Origin of the sequence: Pseudoxanthobacter soli DSM 19599 (assembly GCF_900148505.1) — a bacterium.
GTDB classification, from domain to species: Bacteria; Pseudomonadota; Alphaproteobacteria; order Rhizobiales; family Segnochrobactraceae; genus Pseudoxanthobacter; species Pseudoxanthobacter soli.
Window position 1 is genome coordinate 103,034 of sequence record NZ_FRXO01000011.1, and the last position, 25,371, is coordinate 128,404.

19 protein-coding genes and 1 pseudogene are annotated in these 25,371 nt (G+C 66.9%); 14 read left to right on the forward strand and 6 right to left on the reverse strand.

Features of this window, described 5'->3' with window-relative positions; genetic code table 11:
- Positions 1 to 29 precede the first annotated feature (29 nt).
- Complete coding sequence (locus BUF17_RS19355) at positions 30 to 1,085, forward strand: GntR family transcriptional regulator (RefSeq protein WP_084564962.1); 1,056 nt, start codon at positions 30 to 32, stop codon at positions 1,083 to 1,085.
- 18 nt (positions 1,086 to 1,103) lie between these two features.
- Here the strand turns inward: BUF17_RS19355 and BUF17_RS23340 are convergent, their stop codons facing one another.
- The 4 genes and pseudogenes from BUF17_RS23340 to BUF17_RS19370 form a co-directional block, all read right to left on the reverse strand.
- Positions 1,104 to 1,631, reverse strand: coding sequence for a sarcosine oxidase subunit gamma family protein (locus tag BUF17_RS23340; protein WP_342186284.1), 528 nt, complete (start codon positions 1,629 to 1,631; stop codon positions 1,104 to 1,106).
- Between the two features lie 42 nt (positions 1,632 to 1,673).
- Positions 1,674 to 4,628: pseudogene (locus BUF17_RS19360) on the reverse strand (sarcosine oxidase subunit alpha family protein); the annotation flags it as partial.
- Positions 4,625 to 4,897, reverse strand: coding sequence for a sarcosine oxidase subunit delta (locus BUF17_RS19365; RefSeq protein WP_073631822.1), 273 nt, complete (start codon positions 4,895 to 4,897; stop codon positions 4,625 to 4,627). The gene BUF17_RS19365 and the pseudogene BUF17_RS19360, both read right to left, overlap by 4 nt.
- A gap of 73 nt (positions 4,898 to 4,970) precedes the next feature.
- Positions 4,971 to 6,221, reverse strand: coding sequence for a sarcosine oxidase subunit beta family protein (locus BUF17_RS19370; RefSeq protein ID WP_073631824.1), 1,251 nt, complete (start codon positions 6,219 to 6,221; stop codon positions 4,971 to 4,973).
- Between the two features lie 226 nt (positions 6,222 to 6,447).
- Here BUF17_RS19370 and BUF17_RS19375 point away from each other — a divergent pair, with 226 nt between their 5' ends.
- From BUF17_RS19375 to BUF17_RS19430, 12 genes are all read left to right on the forward strand, one after another.
- Positions 6,448 to 7,371 carry a GlxA family transcriptional regulator gene (locus BUF17_RS19375; protein WP_084564968.1) on the forward strand — a complete coding sequence of 308 codons (924 nt, stop codon included), beginning with the start codon at positions 6,448 to 6,450 and terminating at the stop codon, positions 7,369 to 7,371.
- Positions 7,372 to 7,480: 109 nt separating this feature from the next.
- Positions 7,481 to 8,389 (forward strand): class II glutamine amidotransferase, encoded by a 909-nt coding sequence (locus BUF17_RS19380; protein ID WP_073631825.1) that lies wholly within the window; start codon positions 7,481 to 7,483, stop codon positions 8,387 to 8,389.
- Positions 8,390 to 8,466: 77 nt separating this feature from the next.
- On the forward strand, positions 8,467 to 9,150 hold the full coding sequence (locus tag BUF17_RS19385) for a GltB/FmdC/FwdC-like GXGXG domain-containing protein (protein ID WP_073631864.1): 684 nt from the start codon (positions 8,467 to 8,469) through the stop codon (positions 9,148 to 9,150).
- A 129-nt stretch (positions 9,151 to 9,279) separates the two neighbouring features.
- The gene (locus tag BUF17_RS19390) at positions 9,280 to 10,608 is read left to right on the forward strand and encodes an FMN-binding glutamate synthase family protein (protein WP_073631829.1); all 1,329 of its coding nucleotides are present in this window, start codon (positions 9,280 to 9,282) and stop codon (positions 10,606 to 10,608) included.
- 202 nt (positions 10,609 to 10,810) lie between these two features.
- Complete coding sequence (gene glnT / locus BUF17_RS19395) at positions 10,811 to 12,118, forward strand: type III glutamate--ammonia ligase (RefSeq protein WP_073631831.1); 1,308 nt, start codon at positions 10,811 to 10,813, stop codon at positions 12,116 to 12,118.
- Positions 12,119 to 12,380: 262 nt separating this feature from the next.
- Positions 12,381 to 13,082: an OmpW/AlkL family protein gene (locus BUF17_RS19400; RefSeq protein WP_428977662.1), complete on the forward strand. Its 702-nt coding sequence runs from the start codon at positions 12,381 to 12,383 to the stop codon at positions 13,080 to 13,082.
- A gap of 211 nt (positions 13,083 to 13,293) precedes the next feature.
- Complete coding sequence (locus BUF17_RS19405) at positions 13,294 to 14,061, forward strand: S8/S53 family peptidase (RefSeq protein ID WP_073631833.1); 768 nt, start codon at positions 13,294 to 13,296, stop codon at positions 14,059 to 14,061.
- A gap of 333 nt (positions 14,062 to 14,394) precedes the next feature.
- On the forward strand, positions 14,395 to 15,105 hold the full coding sequence (locus BUF17_RS19410; protein WP_073631835.1) for a phage tail protein: 711 nt from the start codon (positions 14,395 to 14,397) through the stop codon (positions 15,103 to 15,105).
- Complete coding sequence (locus tag BUF17_RS19415) at positions 15,102 to 15,434, forward strand: DUF6916 family protein (protein WP_073631837.1); 333 nt, start codon at positions 15,102 to 15,104, stop codon at positions 15,432 to 15,434. The genes BUF17_RS19410 and BUF17_RS19415 overlap by 4 nt, the downstream gene beginning before the upstream one ends.
- Before the next feature lie 52 nt (positions 15,435 to 15,486).
- Positions 15,487 to 16,029: a GNAT family N-acetyltransferase gene (locus tag BUF17_RS19420; protein WP_073631839.1), complete on the forward strand. Its 543-nt coding sequence runs from the start codon at positions 15,487 to 15,489 to the stop codon at positions 16,027 to 16,029.
- A 129-nt stretch (positions 16,030 to 16,158) separates the two neighbouring features.
- Positions 16,159 to 17,865, forward strand: a complete 1,707-nt coding sequence (locus BUF17_RS19425; RefSeq protein ID WP_073631841.1) for a hypothetical protein — start codon at positions 16,159 to 16,161, stop codon at positions 17,863 to 17,865.
- Positions 17,866 to 18,095: 230 nt separating this feature from the next.
- Positions 18,096 to 21,596 (forward strand): hypothetical protein, encoded by a 3,501-nt coding sequence (locus BUF17_RS19430; RefSeq protein WP_139282611.1) that lies wholly within the window; start codon positions 18,096 to 18,098, stop codon positions 21,594 to 21,596.
- A gap of 114 nt (positions 21,597 to 21,710) precedes the next feature.
- Here the strand turns inward: BUF17_RS19430 and BUF17_RS19435 are convergent, their stop codons facing one another.
- Positions 21,711 to 22,307 (reverse strand): NUDIX domain-containing protein, encoded by a 597-nt coding sequence (locus BUF17_RS19435; protein ID WP_073631845.1) that lies wholly within the window; start codon positions 22,305 to 22,307, stop codon positions 21,711 to 21,713.
- A gap of 118 nt (positions 22,308 to 22,425) precedes the next feature.
- Between BUF17_RS19435 and BUF17_RS19440 the strand changes: the two genes are divergently transcribed.
- Positions 22,426 to 23,181, forward strand: coding sequence for a DeoR/GlpR family DNA-binding transcription regulator (locus BUF17_RS19440; RefSeq protein ID WP_073631847.1), 756 nt, complete (start codon positions 22,426 to 22,428; stop codon positions 23,179 to 23,181).
- Between the two features lie 71 nt (positions 23,182 to 23,252).
- Here BUF17_RS19440 and BUF17_RS23035 read toward each other — a convergent pair.
- Positions 23,253 to 25,371: beta strand repeat-containing protein (locus BUF17_RS23035; protein ID WP_244530960.1), on the reverse strand; the 2,119-nt coding region annotated here is incomplete at its 5' end.

The window sequence follows — 25,371 nt, forward strand, 5'->3', positions numbered from 1 at the left end:
GCGCGGGCAAGCGTGGACATGACGTAGACATGGACGAGGGCGTGACCGGCGAAGCAGAGGGCGGGACGGCGGCGGGCGACGGGCCCGCCCCTGCGTTCGAGCGGGACGGGCCCGCCTATGCCACCATCGCGGGCGTGCTGCGCGGCGCCATTGCCATTGGCGCGCTCGGCATGGGCACGGTCCTGCTGGAAGGGCCGCTCGCGGCGCTGTTCGGCTCGAGCCGCTCGCCGATCAAGCAGGCGCTCGCGCTGCTTGCGCAGGAAGGGCTCGTCAGCCGGTTCGACGGACGCGGCATGATGGTCGGAGACGGCGGCGCGCCGCCGAACCGCGTGCCGGTGACGGCGGCGATGCTCGGGCTCGACGCGGCGGACGGCGAGAACGGCGGCAAGGTCGGAAGCTGGCAGAATGCCGGCCGGAAGCTCTATTACGATGTCGAGCGGGCGCTGATCCTGCGTTCGGTGTTCGGCCGGTTCCGCGTCAACGAACTCGCCCTCGCCCGCCATTTCGGCGTCGGCCGCACGGTGGCGCGCGACGTGCTGATGCAGGCGCAGGCCGCGGGCATCATCGCCAAGGACGACAAGTCCCACTGGTACCTGGTACCGCTCGACGCCGACCGCTTCAACGATCTCTATGAGCTGCGCGAGCTTCTGGAGCCGGTGGCGATCCGCAGCGCCGCGGGGCATGTGCCGCCTGCTGAACTGACGGCGATGGCGGCACGGCTCGAAGCCGTGAACGCGGCCTATCCGCGCCTCGACGTCGCCGAACTCGATGTGCTGGAGACCGATCTCCACGTCCGCTGCATCGGCTACGGCCGCAATTCCGAGATCCTGGAGGCGCTGCGTCGCGCGCGGTGCCTTCTCGTCGCCGGCAAGCACATCCAGGCGGCGCTCTCGCACGACCGCCACATCGATCCGTTCATGGACGAGCACCTCGACATCATCCGCGCGCTGATGGAGACCGACGGCGAGCGTGCCGCTGGTGGCCTGCTGCATCATCTCAGTGCGTCGCGCCAGAAGGCGATGGAACGTCTCGACGCCTTCCACGCCGTGAACGCCATCGAGCCCGTGCCCTACATCCACGACTGAGAGCGCTGGCCGGGTGAATCAGCCCGCCGGCGCCTCCACGAGCGGGGCAAGGGCCCGCCACAGGCTTCCGGCATAGCTTCGCAGCACCATGATCTCGAATGCCTCCGTGCCGACGCGGGTGAGGTGGATGCCGATGGCGCCAAACAGCGTCTGCCCGCAACGGCCGACCGGAAATGACGCCCGCGAGACATCGAGACCGCTGCCCCGTGCCAGCACCGCTTCCGCCATCGGCCCCGACAGCGACAGGCGCACACGCCCATGGCTCTGGTCGAGCACCGTGGCGACATCGGCAAGGGCGCTCGCCTTTGCGCGGACCTCTTCCGCGGAAAGCGGAGCATCGCCCACCACGAGCCATTGGCCGGGCGCAAGCCCGCGCACCGCATGAGGGCTGCGGTTGCCGGCCGCAGCAAGCCGCGGCGCGAGCCCGCCGGCATCCATCGCCGGCGGAGCGAGGATCTGGAGAACGTGGCCGTCGGGAAGCGCCGTCAGCACCACGGTTCCCGGATCGCCGAGGGGGCTCGCCGGCAGCGCCGGTTCGCGGCCCATTTCCCCCGTATCGACGGGCGCGACGAGCGAGGCCGGGCGGTCCAGCTCATCGCCGCCCGAATTCACGAACACCGGCTCGGTGAGGACGGCCGGCACGAACGAGCCGGCGAGCGCGTTCCAGACCACCACCTCCTCGCCATGGCGCTCGCGCCCGCCGCTGACGAGGGCGAGCCCGATGGTCGTGCCAATATGGGGGGAGAAGCAACTCGACGTCACATAGCCGAGATCGCTCTCGAGCGACGGCGCCGCGCCTTTCGGCAGGATGTGGGCGCCGGCCTTGAAGGCCGCCCCGGCATCGAGCGGGCGCACGCCGACGAGCGCCGGGCGGTCGGCGGCCTGCAGCCCTTCCCGGACGAGCATCGCCTTGCCGATGAAATCCGGCTTCGTCTTCGACACCATCCGGCCGAGGCCGAGGTCTTGCGGGGTGACGGTGCCGTTGATCTCGGCATGGGTGACGTGGCCCTTCTCGATCCGGAGCACGCCCATCGCTTCCGTGCCGTAGGGCGTCAGCCCGTGGGGCGCGCCGATCTGCATCAGCGCCTCCGCGACGGCGGCGCCATCCCCGGCGGGCACCGCGAGCTCATAGGCGAGTTCGCCGGAGAACGAGATGCGGAACAGCCGCGCCGCGATGCGGCCGCCGAACAGCGTCACCTCCTGGGCGCCGAGCGCGGGCATCGCTCCTTCGGAGATGTCCTCGTCCACCGCCGCCTGCAGGATCGCGCGGGACTTCGGCCCCGCGATCGCCATCTGCGCCCACTGGTCGGTGACGCTCGCGATGCGTACGTCGAGATCGGGCCACAGTACCTGCGCCGCGAATTCGAGGTGCGCCAGCACGCCCGCCGCCTGGGCGGTGGTGGTCGTCATGAAGAAGTGGCCGTCGCCGAACCGGCTGGTGGTGCCGTCGTCATAGACGAAGCCGTCTTCCCGCAGCATCAGCCCGTAGCGTGCCTTGCCGACCGGCAGGGAGGCGAAGGCATTGCAATAGACCCGGTCGAGCAGCAGCGCCGCGTCCGGCCCGGCGATCTCGATCTTGCCGAGGGTGGAGACGTCGCAGAGGCCGGCGTCCCTGCGCACCGCCAGCGCCTCGCGGTCGACGCTCTCGCGCCATTCCGTTTCTCCGGGCCGCGGAAAATAGGCCGAGCGATACCACAGCCCCGCCTCGACGAAGAGCGCGCCATGCCGCTCCGCCCAGCCGTGCAGCGGCGAGCGGCGCACCGGCTGGAATTGCGGGCCGCGCGCCGGCCCCGCCAGCGCACCGAACGACACGGGCGTGTAGAACGGCCGGAAGGTGGTGGTGCCGACCTCCGCCGGGGAGACGCCGCGCGCTTGCGCCAGGATGCCGATGGCGTTGAGGTTGGAAAGCTTGCCCTGGTCGGTCGCCATGCCGTTGGTGGTGTAGCGCTTGGCGAGTTCGACGTGGCCGTAGCCCTCGCGCACCGCGAGCGCGAGGTCGCCGGTGTGGACGTCGTTCTGGAAATCGACGAACGCCTTTCCCTGCGCTCCCGGAACCTGCCACAGCGGACGCGCCGGCGCGGGCGACCAGTCGCCCCCGATCACCGGGAATGCGGCCGGCGCGGCCGTGCGGCCGAGATCGGCAAGCAGCGCCACGGCCGCCGCCGCGCCGTCCGCGAGGCAGGCGGCAAGCGTCGTCTCTCCCGCCGCCGCGCCGGCCGGCCGGAGGCCTCCGAGATCGGCGGGCGCGAGGAACGCGCCGTGGTCCTCGCTCCAGCGCGGCTTGGCGCCGCGGTGGCACGCGAGATGGATGCGCGGGCTGAAACCACCGGAAACCGCGAGGGCGTCCACCGCGATGCGCTCCGTGCGGCTGCCGTCGCGGATGGCGAGACCTGTCAGCCCCTTGCGCCCGAACGTGCCGGTGACCACGGCGCCGGCGAGGCAACGCTCCACGCCCGGCAGCGACGCCGTGCGGCTCTCCGCACGGGAATCGATCAGCGCGACGACGTCGATGCCGGCGGCTGCGAGATCGGCGGCGGCGCGCGCACCGGCGTCGCCGTTGGCGAACACCGCCACCCTGCGGCCGACCGCGACGCCGTAGCGGCGGGCATAGCCGATTGCGGCGCCGGCCTGCATCACGCCCGGCCTGTCGTTGCCGCCGAACACGAGCGGCCGTTCCTCGGCGCCGGTCGCGAGCACCGCGCGGCGGGCGGCCACCCGCCACAGCCGCTCGGCCGGCGCGGTCGGGGAAGCGCCCTCCGGCGCGCCGATCCGCTCGACCGCGCCGAACACCATGTCGTCGTACCAGCCGAACACCGTCGTGCGCGGCAGCACGCGGACATTGTCGAGGCCGTCGAGTTCGGCGAGCGTGCCGGCGAGGAACCGGTCCGCCGCCAGATCGCCGACGGTCGCGCTCTCGGCGAGCAGCGAGCCGCCGGGTTCGCTGCCTTCGTCCATCACGATGACGTTCGCTCCGGCGCGGCCGGCGGTGAGCGCGGCGGCGAGGCCCGTCGGGCCGGCGCCGATGACGAGCAGGTCGCAATGCGCCCACGTCTTCTCGTAGCGGTCGGGGTCCGGATCGATGCCCGCCCGGCCGAGGCCGGCGGCGCGGCGGATCAGCGGCTCGTAGAGCTTCTCCCAGAACCCCGCCGGCCACATGAAGGTCTTGTAGTAGAACCCGGCCGAGAGGAACGGCGCGACGAGCCCGCTCGCCGCGCCGAGGTCGAAGCCGAGCGACGGCCAGCGGTTCTGGCTTTCGGCGACGAGCCCGTCGGTGAGTTCCACCATGGTCGCGCGGGTGTTCGGCGCGCGGCGCCCGCCGCTGCCGACGGTGACGAGCGCATTCGGCTCGGCCGCTCCGGCGGTGTAGACGCCGCGCGGACGGTGATATTTGAACGAGCGCCCCATCAGCACCCGCCCGCCGGCGAGCAGCGCCGAAGCCAGCGTGTCGCCGGGATGGCCGGACAGCGCCTCGCCGTCGAAGCGGAAGGCGAGGGTGCGGCCGCGGTCGATCCGGCCGCCGTTGGGCAGGCGGAAGGAGGTCATGGCCGCGCCTCCGTTCCGAGCGCGGCGTCGCGGACGGACAGGGTCTCGTGCGTCGCGGTGTTCCGCGTCACCTCCAGCCAGCGGCGGCATCCGCCGGTGTGCTGCCAGTGCTCGCGGTGCGGTCCGCGCGGGTTTTCGCGCAGATAGACATAGGCGAACCAATCATCCCATGAATCATCCGGCATCGGCCGCTGCATGGCGGCACCGCGAACGGTGAACTCCTCCCGCGGGCGCGGGCCGCAATGCGGGCAGTGGATCAGGCTCGCCATCGTCGTCGTCCCCGGAAGATCGGCATCGTCACGGTGCGGGTCGGGTGAGTGTCGGTCGTTTCAGTGCAGGTTCTCAGTGCAGGTTCGGCTGGGCGCCGGCACCCTTCTCGTCGATCAGCGCGCCGCGCGCGAAGCGGTCGAGGCGGAACGCGCGCGCGGTCTCATGCGGCTCGCCGCGCGCGATCAGGTGGGCGAAGCACAGTCCGGAGGCCGGCGTCGCCTTGAAGCCGCCATAGCACCAGCCGGCATTGAGATAGAGATTGTCGAGCGGCGTGCGGTCGATGATCGGCGAGCCGTCCATCGACATATCCATGATGCCGCCCCAGGACCGGAGGATGCGCAGCCGCGACAGCGCCGGGATCATGGCAACGCCGGCCTCGGCGACGTGCTCGACGAGCGCGAGGTTGCCGCGCTGGGCATAGGAATTGTAGCCGTCGATATCGCCGCCGAACACGAGCCCGCCCTTGTCGGATTGCGAGACGTAGAAGTGCCCGGCCCCGAAGGTGATGACCGTGTCGATCATCGGCTTCAGTCCCTCGGAGACGAACGCCTGCAGCACATGGCTTTCGATCGGCAGCGTCAGCCCGGCCATTCCGGCGGTCTGGCTCGAATTGCCGGCGGTGGCGAGCGCCAGTTTGCCCGCGCCGATGAAGCCGCGTGTCGTCTCCACCCCGGTGACGCGGCCGCCTTCCCGGCGGATGCCGGTGACCTCGCAGTGCGGGATGATGTCGACACCGCGCGCCGAGGCACCGCGCGCGTAGCCCCACGCCACGGCATCGTGGCGCACGGTGCCGCCGCGCGGCTGCAGCAGGCCGCCCTTGATGGGGAAGCGGGCATTGTCGAAATCGAGGAACGGCAGCCGTTCCCGCACGGCCTCGCGGTCGAGCAGTTCGGCATCGACGCCATGCAGGCGCATGGCGTTGCCGCGGCGGGTGTAGGCGTCGCGCTGGGCGTCGGAATGGAACAGGTTCAGCACACCGCGCTGCGAGACCATGGCGTTGAAGTTGAAGTCCCGCTCCAGCCCCTCCCACAGCTTCATCGAAAGCTCGTAGAACGGATTGTTGCCGGCGAGCAGGTAGTTCGAGCGGATGATGGTGGTGTTGCGCCCTATATTGCCGCTGCCGAGCCAGCCCTTCTCCAGCACCGCCACGTTGGCGACGCCGTATTCCTTCGCGAGATAATAGGCCGTGGCGAGGCCGTGCCCGCCGCCGCCCACGATCACCACGTCGTAGCGGGGTTTCGGCGCGGGCGTGCGCCAGGCCGGTTTCCAGCCGCGGTTGCCGGAAAGGCCGTTCAGCAACAGGGACAGGGCAGAATAACGCATTGCGGCTCCGCCGGTTGGGGTGGGCCATCATCGCGCGGACGGTCGTCGCTGGCTTGCAGGAAAGAGACGCTTCGCGATAGTTTCGAGACATCTCCTCGGGAAAGCTGCCTCCGCCATGGCTCGTTCGGATTCTCCGGCCGCTGGTGCCCGTCCTTCGCTGCCGAACGGCGCCGCCACCGGGCCGGTGCAGCGCATCGGCTTCATCCTGCTGCCGGGCTTCGCGCTGATGTCCTATGCGGCGGCGACGGAGCCGCTTCGGGCGGCCAACATCCTCGCCGGCCGGCCGTTGTTCGAGGTCGCAGCGTTCGGCGAGGCGGGCGGCCCGGTCGCAAGCTCCGGCGGCGCGACGGTGCCGGTGCATCCGCTGCCGGGGCGCGAGGCCGGTCTCGATATCGCCTTCGTCTGCGCCGGCGGCTCGCCGGCTGCATGGCACCGGCCGGCGGTCCACGCCGCGCTGCGGCAGCTTGCGAGCGAGGGCGTGCGGATCGGCGGCATCTCCGGCGGCCCCTATGTGCTGGCGGCGGCGGGGCTGTTGCGCGAGCGGCGCTTCACCGTTCATTGGGAGCACGCGCCGGCCCTGCGCGAAGCCTTCCCGGCGCTCGTGCCGGAACAAGCCCGCTTTGTGATCGACCGCGACCGGTTGACCTGCGGCGGCGGCGTGGCGCCGCTCGACATGATGCACGCCCTGATTGCGGCGCGGATGGGAGAGGGCTTCGCGCGCCGCGTGTCGGACTGGTATCTCCACACCGAGGTTGCGGGCGCGGCCGGTCCGCAACGCGCCTCGCTGTGCGAACGCTACGGCGTCAGCCATCCCGGCCTCGTCGCGGTGCTGGAGAAGATGGAGGCGAGCATCGCGGTGCCGCTGCCGAGGGCGGCGATGGCACGCCTCGCCGGGGTAAGCCCGCGCCAGCTCGACCGGTTGTTCGCGCGCCACCTCGGCGCGGGGGCCGCGGAAATCCACCGCCGGCTGCGGCTGGAACATGCCGGCCGGCTGCTCAGGGAAAGCCCGCTCTCGGTCGCCGAAATCGCCTTCGCTGTCGGCTTCTCCAGCCCCGGCCATTTCGCCCGGTGTTTCCGCAGCGCTTTCGGCCAGTCGCCCGCGATGGCCCGGGGCGCCCGTCCCGCCGTGCCACCGGACGCGCCTGCCTGAGGCGGGCAAAATTATTCTTTCAGTGAAAATTATATTCGCCTGAAGGCTTGCGGCGTTGCCGGAATTTTGGCATCCCTCGTGAAGGGATGCGAGGCCGGAGGAAGGCGCCATGTGCGGCATTGTCGGGTTGTTCCTGAAGGACAGGACGTTGGAGCCTGAACTCGGCGCGCTGCTCTCGGCGATGCTCGTTACCATGACCGACCGGGGACCGGACTCCGCCGGCATCGCGATCTACGGTGCGGGCACGGATGGCGCGGTGAAGATCACGGTCCAGTCGCCGCAGCCCGAAGCGGACTTCCCGGGCCTTGAGGCGGCGCTCGCGCCGGCGTCCGAGGGCACCGCGAGGGTCGCGATCAAGAGCACCCACGCCGTCATCACCGTTCCCGCTGCTCATGCGGAAGCCGTCCGCGCGGCGCTTGGCACGGTCGCCCCGGCGATCCGCGTGATGGGCGTCGGGGAGAATGTCGAGATCTACAAGGAAGTCGGCCTGCCCCGGGATGTGCTCGCCCGCTTCGGCATCGCGGCGATGGCCGGCACCCACGGCATCGGTCACACCCGAATGGCGACGGAATCCGCGGTGACGACGCTCGGCGCCCACCCGTTCTCGACCGGGCCGGACCAGTGCCTCGTGCACAACGGCTCGCTGTCGAACCACAACAACCTGCGCCGCGAACTCACGCGGGAAGGCATGCGCTTCGAGACGGAGAACGATTCCGAGGTCGCCGCCGCCTATCTCACGGCCGAGATGGCCTCGGGCAAGAATCTCGGCGAGGCGCTGGAGGGCGCCCTCGGCGATCTCGATGGCTTCTACACTTTCGTGGTCGGCACCCGCTCCGGCTTCGGCGTGCTGCGCGATCCGATCGCCTGCAAGCCGGCGGTGATGGCCGAGACCGACCGCTATGTCGCATTCGGCTCCGAGTATCGCGCACTCGTCGGTCTGCCCGGCATAGAGACCGCGCGGATCTGGGAGCCTGAGCCGGCAACCGTCTATTTCTGGGACCACCGCACGGCCGCTTGATCCCGCGTCCGCGTTCCCGCGAGCCCGCCCGCCTTTCGCCCGCGCTCCGCTTCCTCCGGCCCTTTCAGAGCATCGCCATGCCCGTCTTCGATCTCTCGGTCACGCCGCTTCGCGACCTCAACAGCGCGCTCCATGGCCTCAATGACGGGGCCAACGACACCGTGTTCGAGGTGACGAACCCGCGCGGCCATCACGCCGTGGCGGTGGGCATCAATGCGCCGGTGACGGTGAAGGTTCACGGCTCGGTCGGCTACTATTGCGCCGGCATGAACGACGGCGGCAACGTCACGGTCCACGGGTCGGCGGGGCCCGGCGTGGCGGAGAACATGATGTCCGGCACCGTCGTCATCGAGGGCGATGCCTCGCAATATGCCGGCGCGACCGGACGCGGCGGCCTGCTCGTCGTCAAGGGCAACGCCGCCTCACGCTGCGGCATCTCGATGAAGGGCATCGACATCGTCGTGCACGGCTCCATCGGCCACATGTCGGCGTTCATGGCGCAGGCGGGCAACCTCGTCGTGCTGGGCGATGCCGGCGAGGCGCTGGGCGACAGCCTCTACGAGGCGCGCCTGTTCGTGCGCGGCAGCGTCAAGAGCCTCGGGGCCGATTGCATCGAGAAGGAGATGCGGCCTGAGCACCTCGCGCTCCTCGCCGACCTGCTCGCCCGGGCGGGCGCTGATGCCGATCCGGCGTCCTTCCGCCGCTACGGCTCGGCGCGGCGGCTCTACACCTTCCACATCGACAACGCGGATGCGTACTGAGCATGACCCGTTCAGATCGAACCGGTCTGAGCGACAAGGATATGCGCAAGCTTTTGAATCTGGAGCGATTTCTTCTCGATCGGATGACACTGTCCGATCGGAAGGCGCTCTAAGCGAGGATCGCGGTCCATGAGCTACCACAACCCGCAGACGCCGCCGCGCAAGTCGGCCACCTTCGACGACCACACGCTCGCGGAAATCCGGCGTGCCGCGGCGACCGGCATCTACGACATCCGTGGCGGCGGCACCAAGCGCAAGCTGCCGCATTTCGACGACCTGCTGTTTCTCGGGGCTTCGATCTCGCGCTATCCGCTCGAAGGCTATCGCGAGCGCTGCGACACCTCGGTCACGCTCGGCACGCGCTTCGCGAAAAAGCCGATCCATCTGAAGATCCCGATCACCATCGCGGGCATGAGTTTCGGCGCGCTTTCGGCGCAGGCCAAGGAAGCGCTCGGCCGCGGGGCGACGCTCTCCGGCACGTCGACCACCACCGGCGACGGCGGCATGACCGACGAGGAGCGCGGGCACTCCGATATCCTCGTCTACCAGTACCTGCCCTCGCGCTACGGCATGAACCCGAAGGACCTGCGCCGCGCCGACGCCATCGAGGTGGTGGTGGGGCAGGGCGCCAAGCCGGGCGGCGGGGGCATGCTGCTCGGGCAGAAGATTTCCGATCGCGTCGCGGAGATGCGCATCCTGCCGAAGGGCATCGACCAGCGCTCCGCCTGCCGTCATCCGGACTGGACCGGCCCGGACGATCTTGAGATCAAGATCCTCGAACTGCGCGAAATCACCGACTGGGAGAAGCCGATCTATGTGAAGGTCGGCGGCGCGCGGCCCTATTACGACACCGCGCTCGCGGTGAAGGCGGGCGCGGACGTGGTGGTGCTCGATGGCATGCAGGGGGGCACCGCGGCCACGCAGGATGTATTCATCGAGCATGTCGGCCAGCCGACGCTCGCCTGCATCCGCCCCGCCGTGCAGGCGCTGCAGGACCTCGGCCTCCACCGCAAGGTCCAGCTCATCGTGTCCGGCGGCATCCGCAACGGCGCCGACGTGGCGAAGGCGATGGCGCTCGGTGCCGACGCCGTCTCCATCGGAACGGCCGCGCTCGTCGCGATCGGCGACAACGATCCGAAATGGGAGGCCGAATACCAGGCGCTGGGATCGACGGCCGGGGCCTACGACGACTGGCACGAGGGACGCGATCCGGCGGGCATCACCACGCAGGACCCGGCGCTCGCGAGCCGCCTCGATCCCGTCGCCGCCGGCCGCCGGCTCGCCAACTACCTCAAGGTGATGACGCTGGAGGCCCAGACCATCGCGCGGGCCTGCGGCCACAACAGCCTGCACAATCTGGAACCGGAGGACCTCTGCGCGTTGACCATGGAGGCCGCGGCCATGGCGCGGGTGCCGCTCGCCGGCACCGACTGGTATCCCGGCAAGAGCGGGTTCTGACGGGCCGGACCGGTGCCCCGGGAGAGGGCGCCGGCCGGGTCCGCGATAACGGTTCGCTTCTTCGAGCGCGGCGGCAGACTGCGCGGAAGACGGCGGTACGGGGACTTTTCGGCGTGAAGACCGGGCGCCCCAAACCGATCAGGAGACAACGATAAGCCTTCCACCGCCTGTCCGTGACGCCGCCATTCGAGGGGAATGCGCCGTGACCACCGATCTTTCGACCTATGCCGCCGAGCGCGGCATCCGCTATTTCATGATCAGCTACACCGACCTGTTCGGCGGCCAGCGCGCCAAGCTCGTGCCGGCGGCGGCGATCGCCGACATGCAGCGCGAGGGAGCCGGGTTCGCCGGTTTCGCCACTTGGCTGGATCTCAGCCCGGCCCATCCCGACCTGTTCGCGATGCCCGATCCGGCCTCGGTGATCCAGTTGCCGTGGAAGCCCGACGTCGCCTGGGTCGCGGCCGACTGCTTCATGGAGGGCGAGCCGGTCGCCCAGGCGCCACGAGTGGTGCTGAAGCGTCTTGTTGCCGAGGCGGCATCGGCGGGACTGCGGGTGAAGACCGGTGTAGAGGCGGAGTTCTTCCTCATCCTGCCCGACGGCTCGGCGATCTCCGACGGCTTCGATACCGCCGAGAAGCCCTGCTACGACCAGCAGGCGGTGATGCGGCGCTTCGACGTGATCGCCGAGATCTGCGATGCCATGCTCGCGCTCGGCTGGAAGCCCTATCAGAACGATCACGAGGACGCGAACGGCCAGTTCGAGATGAACTGGGAGTTCGACGACGCGCTGGCGACGGCCGACAAGCACTCGTTCTTCAAGTTCATGGTCAAGTCGGTCGCCGAGAAGCACGGGCTGCGCGCGACCTTCATGCCGAAGCCGTTCAAGGGGCTGACCGGCAACGGCTGCCACACCCACGTGTCGGTCTGGAACGGCGACGGCACCGCCAACGCCTTCGCCGATCCCTCGATGCCGTTCGGCCTTTCGGCCAAGGGGCGCGCCTTCCTCGGCGGCATCATGGCCCATGCGACCGCGCTCGCCGCCATCACCAACCCGACGGTGAACTCCTACAAGCGCATAAACGCGCCCCGGACGCTCTCCGGTGCAACATGGGCGCCCAATAGCGTGACCTGGACGGGCAATAACCGAACACACATGGTGCGTGTGCCGGGCCCCGGGCGGTTCGAACTGCGGCTGCCGGACGGCGCGGCGAACCCGTACCTTCTGCAGGCGGCCATCATCGCCGCCGGCCTCGACGGGCTCGCGACCGATGCCGATCCCGGCCCGCACCACGACATCGACATGTACCGCGACGGCCACCTCGTCACAGACGCGCCGAAGCTGCCGCTGAACCTGCTCGATGCCCTGCGCGCGTTCGAGGCCGACACGCGCCTGACGGCAGCGATGGGTGCGGCGTTCTCCTCCGCCTACCTGAAACTCAGGCATGACGACTGGGACGCCTATTGCGGCCACTTCACCGCCTGGGAGCGCGACACGACCCTGGACATCTGACGGCATCTGCCGGACGGCGGAGGCGCAGCCGACGTCCCGCGTCCGGTGGCCTTGCGAGAGGCCAAGCAGCAAGCGCTGACATGTCGCGCCGAAAGACAGTGGCTGCGGCTTCGTGTGTTCGCAAAAGGACACACATGTGGCGAAAGTTGATTTCCTCCCTGCGGCAATCGTCACAACGTTGATTCAGGTCAATTGGCGGACGAGGCCAAGGCATCACCCTCCGGCTTGCAAATCACGACTCGCCTGAGGAGAGGCCGGCTTTATGAAAACGATTGTCAGAACTACGGGAGCCCTGCTCGCCGCCGCGGCCGCGGCGTTTCCGCTCCTGAGCCAGCCGGCTTCCGCCGCCGATATCGCGGCCACCGTGGAGCCGACGCCGCCGCCGGTCGTGGCGGTGCCCGCCAAGCCGAGCCCGTGGCAGATCCGCCTTCGCGCTCTCGGCGTCGTCACCGAGAACAGCGGCTCCGTCGTTGGCGTGAAGGGCTCCGACCTGTCCTATTCGGATACGGTCACGCCCGAGCTCGACATCACTTATTTCTTCACCGACAACATCGCTGCCGAACTCATCCTCGGCACGACGACGGCGAACATCAACGGATCGGGCTCACTTTCGAGCCTCGGCACCATCGCGAAGACCTGGGTGCTGCCGCCGACCCTGACGCTGCAATATCACTTCACGAATTTCGGCAAGTTCAAGCCCTATGTCGGTGCCGGCATCAACTATACCATCTTCTACAACCAGAAGGCGGAGAGTGCTGACAGCATCCGGGTGAAGAACACGTTCGGCGCGGCCCTCCAAGTCGGCTTCGACTATATGTTCGACCAGCACTGGGGCGTCAATCTCGACGTCAAGAAGCTGTTCCTGGAGCCGCGGTTCGACGTCACCGTCGGCGGCGCGCCGCTGACCGGCACGGCGAAGCTCAACCCCTGGCTGATCGGCGCAGGCGTCACCTACCGCTTCTGATCCCGCAGCCGGGATTGCTGGCCGGGATGGCCGGACGGAACGAGGGCGGCGGACGCAAACTCCGCCGCCCTCTTCGTTTGTCCGCGACTTGCGGCTGCGGTGGTGCTCCACGCGAAGCACAGCGGGCGGCATCTTGCGCGATCACCATCAATAATTGCATATGATCGCAGTCTCACAATTATAAGATTGCATTCTGCCATGGAGGGTCGGCGTGGCGGATATCCGGGTACCGGTCATCTGCGTCGTCGACACGGCAATCGAGGCGGCCGCGTTTCCGCCTGGAACCGTCATCGAGAGCATGGATTTCGGCTGTGACTGCCCGCCTGCGGGCCCGCCTCAGGCTGCAATGCACGGCAATCTCGTCGCCGCAACGGCGCTCGCCGAATGCCCTGGCGCCCGGCTTGTGGCCGTGAGGCTGATGGACGCCGCCGGCTGGGTTCAGCAAGAAGAGCGGCTCGAAGCGGCGTTAGAATGGATCGCCCGTCACGCCGACGATCTCGGCATTACGGTCATCTGCGCCGCGCTCGCCGACATGAGTCATCTGCGCAGCGACGCTTCGTTTCGCGATAGCGGGCTCTGCCGGGTCATCGCCGAGCTACGCCTGCGCGGAATCGCGACCGTGATGCCGGCCGGCAACTGGCAGGTGCGGTTCCATGCGGCGAACCCGGAGGGCATGGCTTGGCCGGCGATCCTGCGTGAGGTGATCAGCGTCGGTGCACTCGATCCGGATGCTGAAAGTCCCGAGCCGCACCGCTACAGCCAGCGGCTCCGCCGGCGTCCCGACACGGGCTGCGGCACCACCCTGTTCTCCAGACCCGGCCCGCCGGGCGACACGAGCGGTGCATCCGCCGTCGTCGCCGGCCGTATTGCAGCGATCCGTCATAGCGCGCCTTCGGCAACGGTCGCTGAGATGCTCTCGCGACTGACATCCGGTGCCGACGCCGTGATGGAGGACATTCCCACACTGCCGAGCCGATAGCCCTGCAGCCTATCGCCTTCCCGTCGCCAAATTGGCTTGCTCGACGCAGCCAGCGGTTGACACGCGCCGTAACATTCACCTAGAGTTACATTAACAGCAAATAAAAACTTTAAGTTGCATTCACCCTCACGCCGAACCGCATCCCTGCAAATTCCATGTCTCGATATCGGATGAGGTCATTGCCCTTGGCATCATCGATCCTTGCGAGCTCGACCGGAGAAAGGCGCATAATCAAAATATAATGTATTAATATAATATTAACTCGTATTAATGTGTCCGTTCGGTGAACGTGCAGCTTATATCCTGAATACGAAGTCATAACAGGAGGATTAAATGGACGTTTATACAGGAACAATATTGATTGTCGGATATGACTGGGCTCCCCGAAATTTCTTGAGCTGTGAAGGCCAGGTGCTACCCGTAAACCAGTATCAGGCCCTTTATTCTCTGATCGGCTCGATATACGGCGGTGACCAGAACACCAAATTTAACTTGCCCAATTTGATCGGCCGCGCACCGATCGGGAAGTTGCAATCCAAATCATCGAAATATCCGATCGGAACTGAAGTCGGCGCGTCCGATGTCATGCTGACAAATAAGAATATTCCGCCCCACGTGCACGATGTATCATTCGAACCGTCGATGGGGAAGCAGGACGTGACAATCCCTGGATCGACAGGAAAAATAAAAATTGAGGCGAAAGTCGACCTCAATGCGGCGGCTGCGCCGTCGAAGGCAATGACCTTCTCTCACGGAGAGACGGTTTATCTCACCAACGCTATCGCAAACAGTGGCTCAAACATATTGCGTGGTCCCTATACCCTTACCGCGCCGGCGGACACTGCGAAGGCCAAGATGCCGGTCGTCGTAGACTATTCGGGGTCTCCCGCCACCCCTGACACCACAGTTTCGGTCGATACCATCACCGGCGGCAAAGTGACGATGAAGCCTTCCGGCGAAGGTGCGGCTTTTTCCGTCATGCAGCCGTCCCTCGCGCTCAACTTCGTCATGGCGGTGCAGGGGTTTTATCCGGAAAGGCCATGATAACAGCCCCGGATCTCGAAGAACTGTCTTCCGAATATTTCACGCCGCTTCTCGGCTCCACCTTCGCACTCGAAGGCGAGGATGGCACGGTCATCTCCACGCGGCTGCTGTCGTGCGTGGAAAGCGTTGCCAGCACTATGCCGGGTTCGCCTCGCAGGGCGTTCACCTTGATCCTGGAGGCGACGGGCGCAGTGGCGGCAACGCTGCGGGGTGGCTCGTTCCTGCTGCAGCACGACGCGATGGGAACGATCGGGCCGCTCTATGTCGAGCGCATCCTGTCGGTGACCGCCGGGACGCGTCTCCCGGCGTTCCAGGTGATCTTCAACTGAGCCGCCGCGAGTAAGTGCGCCACGGACGTACCACCTCACCTCGGAGTTCTCCATGGGCAGGCTGAAAGGATCCCTTCGCTTTCCAGGGGGCGTGGAACTGCGCTTCGCTACCCCGGCCGACGAGGCGTTCCTCATTGATCTCTTCATCTCGTCCCGACCCTGGCTGTCCTGGGTGGATGGGGAGAAGGACTTCATCCGCGCGCTCTACGAACAGCAATACACGGTGACGCGTTCGGGGCAGGAAACAGTTTACCCCGAGCATCTCGACTTCGTCATCGAGACGACCGGCGTTGCCGTCGGCCGGCTGATCGTCGACCTCGGCTATGGCGACTGGCGTATTGCAGAACTCCATGTCGCCGTGGCGGCACGCGGGCGAGGGATTGGGTCCAACGTGATACGCGGTCTTCAGGCGGCGGCCGGCAAGTGCAAGCTGCCACTGACTCTTTCGACGCCAATTATGGGATCAAATGGATATGGCATCTACAGCCATCTGGGCTTTCAGGTGACGGCGGTGACGCCGCCGAGCCTGCAGATGGCGTGGTTGCCTGCCAGCCACCCGCAGGCCAATCCGTCCGAGGTTGCGGCGGCGTCCTGACCCGAACAACGGCGCCGATCCGCTTCACGCTCGTCGCGCGCGGCGAGCGAACGCCTCAACGTGCCTCATCGCAACATGAACGGGTGCATTCGGGGGGCATTGCCCCCGAAAGATCCTCCGGGAGAACCGATGTCCTCGCACGCTCAATTCACCGAAACCGAGAACAGGCTCGCCGATTTCGACATGGCCCTGTCCATCTCGGAGAAGGCCATCAACCATCAGATGCAGGAGGCATGGAGCCTTTGGTTGAGGCGCAAGGACGGTGCCCGCCTCGACCGCATCTCCCTCAACCCGCCGAACAGGAAGGGGAGCCCGTCGCGAACGGTTCTCGACGCCGTGCTGGGCGCCCCACGGATTTCGCTCTTCGTACCGATGGGCGGGCCGAACGATGTCCGGGTGAGCTTCCCGATCATCTCCGGCACGCTGCAATATCTGGACGAGGACGATCCGGTTGTCGAAAAGATCGACAACTGGCTCGTCACATTCCTCACCGTGGTCGACCGGAAGGTCGTCAGCCGCGACGAACTCTATCGCCAGGACCAGTCCTCGGCCCGCCGGGTCGACGAGATCATTGCACGGCATGGCCTCGGCGAAGGCGCCTTCTCGATCGAATGCCTTTTCCTGACTCTGACCGCGGCGGACATGATCCGCTCGCGCTCGATCGAGCCCGATCCCGAGAAACTCTCCGAGGACCAGCGCCGGAATCCGCCGACGATTGCGACGGCGACCCAGTCGAAGCTGGCGGACTGTCTCGCCCACATGTTCACCGAGGCAGCGGCCGAGAAACGCAAGTTCATTCTCGGCACCAGCGTGCATCCCCGTGCGCTCGAGCGTGCGCCGACCTTCACCCTCAAGGATTACCTGTTCAAGGTGACGCGGACCGCCGCCATGCATGGAGCGGCGGAGGTGGCATCCTCGCCCCCAAACACCCTCGACTATCTCGGCGTGTTCTTCTCCGGCAAGTCGCTGCCAGCGACCGTCGGCGAGGCCGACAACGCGCGCGCCAGGCTTGGGCCTTGGCTTCCCGCGGAGCGTACCAGCGGGCGTACTGCGATGGTCGCCGGCGTGATGGCGGTGCGCGGCGAGATGGTCAATGGCCACTTCAGCGATAGTCTGCGCAGTGGCTTCGGCGCCGAGTACACCCGGATGAACGCGGACAATGCCGCTCGCCGGGCGCAAGGCGAGGTTCTCCATCCGGAAACGGAGTTGCCGCATCCCGAAGCGGAACTGCTGAACGGCATGACGGTCGGGCTCGCCGGAAGCGCGATCACCATCACCAACCAAAAGACCTTCCGGTGGACCGACAAGACGGGCGACGAGGACAAGAACCTCCATCTCGAGAAGCATCTGCGACTGACGCTCTCGCCGAAAGCGGGGGCCGGCTACGACGTCGACGGTGAGTTGAAGGTCATGCTCAACCGCGAACGTGTCATGTCGATCCGCAATTCCAGGGCGAAGGCCACATCGACGGCGAAGCTCACGGGAACCGTCGCCTTCGAGGTCGGCGGCGGTGCGATCTTCTGCAACATCGTTCCACGCGTGTCCGTTCAGTTCGCCACCCCTGTCGCAGAGACCACAGCCGACGAAAACTGGTTTGCGCGCACATTCACCAACAACGAGTGGGACCGCCAGGAAGCCGGCGGTTACACGCGGGATTCCCGCTCCGCGATCGAACTGATGCTGAAGCGGTCGATAGAGAAGCTGAATGTGGGCCTGGACAAGTTCGCCTTCATCCCGCCTGGCGAGGAGGTCTTCACGTTCTCGTCCCCACGCTTCACGCGGGCCGGCGACCTCATGCTCGACGTGATCTACAAGGCGACCAAGCTGATGAAATGAGGCGGTCCCGCGAGGCCGCCAAGTTGTGGCGGCAGTTCCGCGGGGTTCGCGCCCTTTGCATCGAGCCCGGCTCCACGCGCCTAGTCCGTGGAGACGGCTACCTGTTTCACATTGGTTGAGCGCGTTCCCGCCGTCCGGCTCGGCCCTCCGGCGGATCATGCTCAGGGGAGCACGCCATGCAGCCTTCGAACACCACCCGCTTCGAAGCGGTCGATACCGACGGCAAACCGATGCAGTTCACGGTCGGCACGGAAATCATGGACTATATCGAACCGGCCCGAACCTTCGGCCGGGAAGACTTGGCCGATCTTTCGGCCAAGGGACGGTTTCAGCCCCGCGTCATTGCCATTCCCGATCAGCGGCAGCAGCCGCTCGCGCCGATGGTGCTGACCCTGGGCAATCGCAACAGGCTGTCGCTGGTGCGTCGTACCGCCGGTGGCGCCGCGGAGTCCGCAAGTTGGGAATCCATCGACCTCAGTGCCGGACTGGCCACCATGGCGGATGGCCCGGTGCAGGCCTTCGGAGCGGCCTGGACGGAGGACGACCGGATGACGGTCGCGGTCGCGGTCGGAACCGGAGACGGCGGCCGGCAAAGCCATGTGTTCGTGGCCTACGACCTCGATAGTCGGACGACGGACTGGAGTGCGATCTCCTGGGTCGACTATGGCCGGCGCGGCGGGCTCGCGGTGGATGCCATTCGTGTGCTGCGCGATGGCCGGGGCGTGTGGACGGTGGTTCTGTCCGCGGGCGACGACAGGCAGAACGCCTATCTCATCCGCAGCGATCTTCCCCGCTCCTTCGCCGACGGCGCGCTCGTCTTCAGCGTCGCGACCGATCTCGAGCGCATCTCGGATTTCCAGGTCGGAGGGCTGGAGAGGCGCGGCGTGCTGCACGTGCTGGGGGCCGCCACGCGCCGCGGCGAGGGCACGCTGTTCGCCCGGCCGCTGCCGCTGCTTGTGCAGGCAGGCAACCCCGAAACGACGAGCGTCTACACCTTCCGCTGCCCCGACGGTGCCAAGGTGCTCGCTCTCGGGCTCGACCGGCCGGCAGTGGGTGCCGATCTCTACATCGGCGGCAACGGTGTCCACCGCATCCCGGCCACCCAGTTCCTCTATCAGGAGGACGCCGACATCGAGATGGTGATCTCTCCCTCGATTGCCGATAGGGTGCAGCGGCTTCTGGTGACGGAGTCGCCGGATGGCGCCGCGACGGCCTGGGCGCTGCTGGAGGATGGCAGGCTTGTGACGGTGCCCCGCGCCGGCCCGAACGCGGATTGGGGAACGCCTCTGGTCCTGCGCGACGATGTGGTGGAGATCGCCCCCACTCACGGCGACGGCGCGCTCACGGGCTCGGTGCTGGTGGTCTACGGCCGTGGTCGGGCCGCCCACCTGTGGCGCGACGCCGCCGGCATCTGGCAGGAGATGGACATCAGCGTCGCCGACCCGCAGGAGGCCGCCGCGATTACCTGCTTCGCGACCAATCTCGGCGTGTGCGACGGTGCCGGCGTGCCGCTTCCGGCGGTGCGTGTGAGGGTCCGGGCATCCGTGCCGTCCTGCCTCGTCATCAATGGGCGCAGCTATGCCGTCGGCCCGGATCGCGCCGCGACGGTGACGACCGGCCTCCAGGGCAGCGTCACGATCTTCAACCGCGCAGTTTCGTTCAGTCCGGCAACCTACCGCATCGAAGTCGACGGGCTCGCCGCCAGCCTCGACATCAATCCCGGCGCTGCGCTTTATAGGCGCTTCGGGACGATCACCGCCGAAGACCTTCGCAAGGCGAAGGACGGAAGCGGCACCGGCTATCTCCTCGGCGACGACTATCGTTCGGGGGGCCAGACGGCCGCGGTCGACTCTTTCGTTACAGCGTTGAGGCAGGCTGCCACACTGGCGACGGCCACGGACGGCGCTGTTCCGGGGGTGCGGCTCGTCAAGGCCGATGCGCCGTTCTCATCAGAGATCTCGGCAGCGGCATTGCCCGACGGCTACGGCTGGGGCGTCGCCGGAGACGGCAAGGGCGGGTTGCAGACCGTGACGGGGCGGGACGCTGTCCATCTATCGGTTGAGGCCGCCAGCGGAGGCGCTGCGTTCCAGCGTTTGGGAAGCTCGTTGTCCGACCTGTTCGAAGGACTTTGGAACAACATCAAGGATGCGGTGTCGTTCGTCGTTCGCAAGGTCGGTGACGTCGTCGAATTCGTCTGCACCATCGCCGGCAAGGTCAAATCGTTCGTGCTGTCGACCCTGGAGGAGATCGGAGGCTTCTTCAAATGGGCCTGGGGCGGCATCAAGACAGGCGTTGAGAAGGCGTGGAATTTCCTGAAGTTCCTGTTTGACTGGGACGACATCATCGCAGTCCGGAACAAGCTCGCGGACATGATCGATGCCGATCTCGTGGCAATCCGAAGGCAGGTCCTGAACCTGAAAACAGTCGTGGGCCCGGCCTTCGACACCGCTCTTTCCGCGATCCGCGCCAAGGGGGCGGAGTTCGGTGTGCGGCCTTCGGACCGGTCCGTCCTTGCGCCCGGCGCGGGAACGATCGCCCGCGCCCAGAAGCCCGGCGGCGTCAAGGACGAGGTTCTGGGCGGCGGCCCCGGCGCGTGGGTGATGGACCAGTTGAGCAGCCTCGGCCGGCAGATCATCGATATCGAACTGCCACCCTCGGACGAGTCCGCCGACATCTTTACCCGTCTCGCAGAGGAGCAACTGGAGAACCTCGCTGCGCTGAGCAAGGATCTCGGCCGCGACTTCAGCGAGATTTTCGGCGACAGGGGGTTCAGTCTGGCTGATCTCGACGTCGAGAAGATTCAGAAAATCGTTATCGCCGTTTGCATCCGGATTGCCGAAGCGGCAACGGCTGCAATGAAATCGGTCGTGCTTGCCCTGATCGATGTGCTTGCCGGCCTGATTGGCGCGTTCCGCGACATCCTCTTCATGCGGATCAGGGTGCCGTTCATCGCCAAACTGATCAAGCTCGCGACCGGCAAGACCGTCGACGTCTCCGCCCGCCTCATCGACATCGCGCTGCTGCCGCCGGCGATCCTGACCACGGTGACCTACAAGATCGTGTTTGGGCAGGCGCCGATCGGCGAGGTGGTGAAGGGAACGCTGCCGGCCGTGAACATTCCGACGGCGCAATCCGGTGACCTTGTCAACAAGCTCTGGTTCATCAAGGACGTCGGGGCGACCTATGCAAGCTTCGTCTCGATAATGCTCGATGCGCCGGCAGCGTTAACCCCGGTGCCTGCTCAGCAACTGGCCACGAAGCTGCAATGGTTCAGCTGGGGGCTGGGGTTCGTCGGTCACATCGCTGGCACCAATCCGTTGACCAACAGCAAAGCGACACCCGGGTTGACCCGCAGCTGCCAGGAACTGATCTTCGTGGCCGGGCTGATCCAGTATGGCGTACGATACGAGAAGCTGAAGACGGTCATGACGCCGCCGGCGTACCAGAGTTTCGTGATGATTCAGGCCGGGGTGGAGTCCGTGTGCTACGGCCTGCAACTCTTCACGGCCATCGTCGGCTACGTCGCGGATGACGACAGCCGGGACGGGCTGGCATTGGTTCAATTCTGCGGCCGTACGGCCAGCCAAGGCGTGATGCAGGCCTGCCGACTCGTGGAAGAGCCGGAGACGAAGTCCTCCATGATCGTCGGCGCGATGGCGGCAAACCTTTTCCTCAACCTCGGGGTGGGGGTGTATCGACAGGCCGTCGCCCATCGCAGCGGTGGCCAGTAGGTGCCGCAGCGCGTGGTCGCGGGCTGAAGACGGGGAACGACGCGCAGCCGGCTGGCCAATCCGCAGGACAGCCGGTTCCTCGCGGCTCGCCGCCGGAGGGCGCCGCGTTCACGTTCAAACCGCGTCGCACCGCGCGAACAGGTGCAGTGCCGCGTACTGCAACAGCATGATGGTCTTGCCGTCGCGGATCGCACCGGACTCGATCATCGACAGCGCTTCGTCGATGTCGATCTCGATGACCGCTATATCTTCGCCCTCTGTCGCGTTGCCGCCTCCCTGCGAGGCCCGGTCGCCCGGCCTGTATTCGCCCACGAAGAAGTGCAGCCGCTCGGTGACCGATCCCGGGCTCATGAACGCATCGTAGATCTGGCGCACGTCGCGGACGCGAAACCCCGTCTCCTCCTCCGTCTCGGCACGGATACGAACCTCCGGCTCGGCGTCGTCTAGAAGACCGGCCGGCGCTTCTATGAGCAGATCGTCGTGACCGTTGACGAAAGCGGGATAGCGGAACTGCCGGGTGAGGACGACGGTGCGACGGTCTGGATCGTAGAGCAGGATCGTGGCGCCGTTGCCACGATCATATGTCTCGCGCGACTGGCGCTGCCAGCTGCCGTCGCTGCGCCGGAACGAGAAGATCGTCTTCCTGAGGACGTGCCAATCATCGGAGAGAACAACGACATCTTCGATGCGGATCCGGTCTGCGATGCTCAAGTTGGTTCCCCTACGGGTTCGAAAGCGCGGCACCATCTCGCCTCGCTGCTGCTGGACAAGGCGAAATTTTCGTGCAATTTCGTGCAGATTCAATGAATTTCGTGCAATTCGAGGCGAGATGCTGACATCGGAGCGCAAGGCGCTGATCCTGCAGGTGCTGCGTCGCGACGGGCGCCTTGTGGCCAAGGACTTCAGCCAGCAACTGGGCGTATCGGAGGACACAGTCCGGCGCGACTTGCGGGAACTGGCGGCAGAGGGCCGCCTGCAGCGCGTGCACGGCGGCGCTTTGCCGAGCTCGCCCGCGGTTGTTGATTTCGGCACGCGTGAGCGAAGCGGGCTCTCGATCAAGGAGAGCCTGGGGCGCGCCGCCGCCCGCATGATTCAGCCCGGTCAGATCGTGTTTCTCGACGGCGGAACCACGAACGTGCAGCTGGCGCGCCAGCTCCCACCCGATCTCAAGGCCGTCATCGTGACGCACAGCCCGAGCATCGCTGTGGAACTCGCCCGCCATCCCATGGTGGAGGTCGAACTCGTCGGAGGACGGCTTTTCAAGCATTCCATCGTCGCTGTCGGGGCGACGAGCGTGGAGGCGATCTCCCGCATTCGCGTCGATCTGTTCTTTATGGGCGCGACCGGCATTCACACCGAAACCGGCGTCACCACGGGAGATCGGGAGGAGGCGGCCATCAAGCGCCTGATTGCGCGTCAGGCGGCCGAAACCATCGTCCTGGCGACGCGGGAGAAACTGGGCGCGGCATCGCCCTACCAGGTCGTGCCGGTCGTGGAGATAAGCACGATTGTGATGGAGCCGGGCGTTCCATCCGACATGACCGACCCGCTGACGGCAGCGGGCGTGACCGTGATCGAGGCGTAACACGCCTCACGGCGACGGTGCTGCCGCCCCAGCCCGGGTCACGGGAGCGCCCCGCGACCCGGCGCACGTTGTTACTGCAGCCTCGAGAACCGCAGGAAACGTCCGACGCGTGTGTTCTGAGGATGCGGCGTGGCTGTGCAGGACGCACTGGCCGTCGCGCCGCCCGTGCAACCGGAGTCCGAACCTTCGCCGGGCGTCGCCTGGCTGCCGGTGCTTTCAGCGGCCGAACTGGCCCCGCTACCGTTGCCGGTATCCGAGCCGGACGTCGAGCCGGTATCGAACACCACGCCGGCCGACGACGCCGAGGTCTGCACGAACCGGCTGGTCGGAGTGGAAGCCGTAATGAGCGTCACGATCTCCTGTGGCGTCTGGCTGTTGTTCTGCCGGACCGTCAGCGTGCCGGGCACATAGGTGAGATCATAGTTGACCGAGGCGGCAAGTGTGCCCTGCAGGATCGGGTATCTGCCGGCGGTGGACGAAGACGTCGCGGACGTCGCCAGCCCGCCGGTCAGCGTATCGCCGTTCACGAGATTGCCGAGGGCTATGGTCCAGGTCAGCGGCGGGATGGCGCTGCCGGCGGTCATGGTCGCGTCGTTCGCCGCGACCGTGATTGGGCGCGGCGTCACCGTCATCGTGCCCTCGACATAGGTGATGGTGTAGTTGCCAAGGCCGGAGCCTAGGGCGTTCGAGGCGACGATGCCATAGCTGCCGGCCCCTGCGGTGGCTGCCGTGCCGCTGCTTGCAAGCGTTACGGACGCCACGCTGTCGCTGTTGAGCAGGCCAACGGCAGTGAAGCCGGTCATGCCGTCGAGCGTCAGTCCGTTGCCGTAGGTCTTGGTGGCGTTGGTTGCGGTGACGAGGAGTGCAGCCGGGTTCACCGTCAGGACGCCGTCGACATAGGCGATGGTGTAATTCGCAAGGCCCGAGCCCTGCGCGTCGGAGGCGGCGATGCCGTATGTCCCGACGCCGGTTGTGGCCGTGGATCCGCTGCTCGAGAGCGAGACGGAGGTCACGCTGTCGCCGTTGACGAGACCAGCGACGGTGAAGCCGGACGAACCGTTCAGCGTGATGTCAGCGCCATAGGTCTTGCTCGCGTTCGAGGCGGTTACCGTCAGCGCCGCCGGGTTCACGGCGAGCGTGCCGGTGGCGTAGGCGAGAACATAGTTGGCAGCCGCGGCGCCGGTGATGGTGCCACCCGAGGCAGTCGTCAGGTAGCTGCCGACACCGGAAGCGGTGGTGGCGGTGGTGGAGACGACGACCCCGGTCGTGGTGGTGGTAGCCTGGTCGCCGTTCTGCCAGCCGGAGAGCGAGTAGCCGAGCACCGGCACGGCGGCGCCGTAGATCTTGGTTGTCGTGGCGGCTGTCGCGGTCAGGATCGCCGGGGAAACGACGAGCGCGCCATCGTTGTAGGTGATGTCATAGTTGCTGGCGTCGAAGGTCCCGCCGGTCGCGTTGCTTGCAATGATGGCATAGGGGCTTCCTGCGACCCCAGCGGTCGCGACCTGGCCGGCGCTCGTCAACGTCACGGAGCCGATCGTCTCACCGTTCTGGAGTCCGGACGCGGTGAAGCCCGACAGGGTTGCCACCTGCCCGTAGACCTTTGCGGCATTGGATGCCGTGATGGAAAGAGCTGCCTGATCGATGGTGCCGATATTGCCGGAGAGCGAGGTGGTGGTGAGGGTGTAGTTGCCGGCGGCGGTGCCGGTGAGCGTCAGGCCGGAGACAGAGACGCCGATGCCGGTACCGGCATTGGCGGTGGCGTAGGTGCCGCTGGTCGGCGAGACCTCGACATCGTCCGATCCCACCACACCGGTGAGGGTGAAGTTGTTGGAGGCGAGGCTGGCGGTTGTGTTGCCGTTATAGGTCTTGGTCACCGTGCCGGCGAGCACCGCACTGAGCGAGGCCTGATTGATGGTGCCGATATTGCCGGAGAGCGAGGTGGTGGTGAGGGTGTAGTTGCCGGCGGCGGTACCGGTGAGCGTCAGGCCGGAGACGGAGACACCGATGCCGGTGCCTGCATTGGCGGTGGCATAGGTGCCGCTAGTCGGCGAGACCTCGACATCGTCCGAGCCGACGACACCGGTGAGGGTGAAGTTGTTGGAGGCAAGGCTGGCGGTGGTGTTGCCGTTGTAGGTCTTGGTCACCGTGCCGGCGAGCACCGCACTGAGCGAGGCCTGATCGATGGTGCCG

Bases quoted from the DNA above. Each gene is read 5' to 3' on its own strand.
- BUF17_RS19420 (WP_073631839.1), top strand. From the start codon at position 15,487: ATGGGCAGGCTGAAAGGATCCCTTCGCTTTCCAGGGGGCGTGGAACTG.
- BUF17_RS23340 (WP_342186284.1), bottom strand. From the start codon at position 1,631: ATGGGCCGCGAACCGGCGCTGCCGGCGAGCCCCCTCGGCGATCCGGGA.
- BUF17_RS19415 (WP_073631837.1), top strand. From the start codon at position 15,102: ATGATAACAGCCCCGGATCTCGAAGAACTGTCTTCCGAATATTTCACG.
- BUF17_RS19430 (WP_139282611.1), top strand. From the start codon at position 18,096: ATGCAGTTCACGGTCGGCACGGAAATCATGGACTATATCGAACCGGCC.
- BUF17_RS19440 (WP_073631847.1), top strand. From the start codon at position 22,426: ATGCTGACATCGGAGCGCAAGGCGCTGATCCTGCAGGTGCTGCGTCGC.
- BUF17_RS19380 (WP_073631825.1), top strand. From the start codon at position 7,481: ATGTGCGGCATTGTCGGGTTGTTCCTGAAGGACAGGACGTTGGAGCCT.
- BUF17_RS19375 (WP_084564968.1), top strand. From the start codon at position 6,448: ATGTCCTATGCGGCGGCGACGGAGCCGCTTCGGGCGGCCAACATCCTC.
- BUF17_RS19370 (WP_073631824.1), bottom strand. From the start codon at position 6,221: ATGCGTTATTCTGCCCTGTCCCTGTTGCTGAACGGCCTTTCCGGCAAC.
- BUF17_RS19355 (WP_084564962.1), top strand. From the start codon at position 30: ATGGACGAGGGCGTGACCGGCGAAGCAGAGGGCGGGACGGCGGCGGGC.
- BUF17_RS19390 (WP_073631829.1), top strand. From the start codon at position 9,280: ATGAGCTACCACAACCCGCAGACGCCGCCGCGCAAGTCGGCCACCTTC.
- BUF17_RS19400 (WP_428977662.1), top strand. From the start codon at position 12,381: ATGAAAACGATTGTCAGAACTACGGGAGCCCTGCTCGCCGCCGCGGCC.
- BUF17_RS19425 (WP_073631841.1), top strand. From the start codon at position 16,159: ATGTCCTCGCACGCTCAATTCACCGAAACCGAGAACAGGCTCGCCGAT.
- BUF17_RS19385 (WP_073631864.1), top strand. From the start codon at position 8,467: ATGCCCGTCTTCGATCTCTCGGTCACGCCGCTTCGCGACCTCAACAGC.
- BUF17_RS19365 (WP_073631822.1), bottom strand. From the start codon at position 4,897: ATGGCGAGCCTGATCCACTGCCCGCATTGCGGCCCGCGCCCGCGGGAG.
- BUF17_RS19410 (WP_073631835.1), top strand. From the start codon at position 14,395: ATGGACGTTTATACAGGAACAATATTGATTGTCGGATATGACTGGGCT.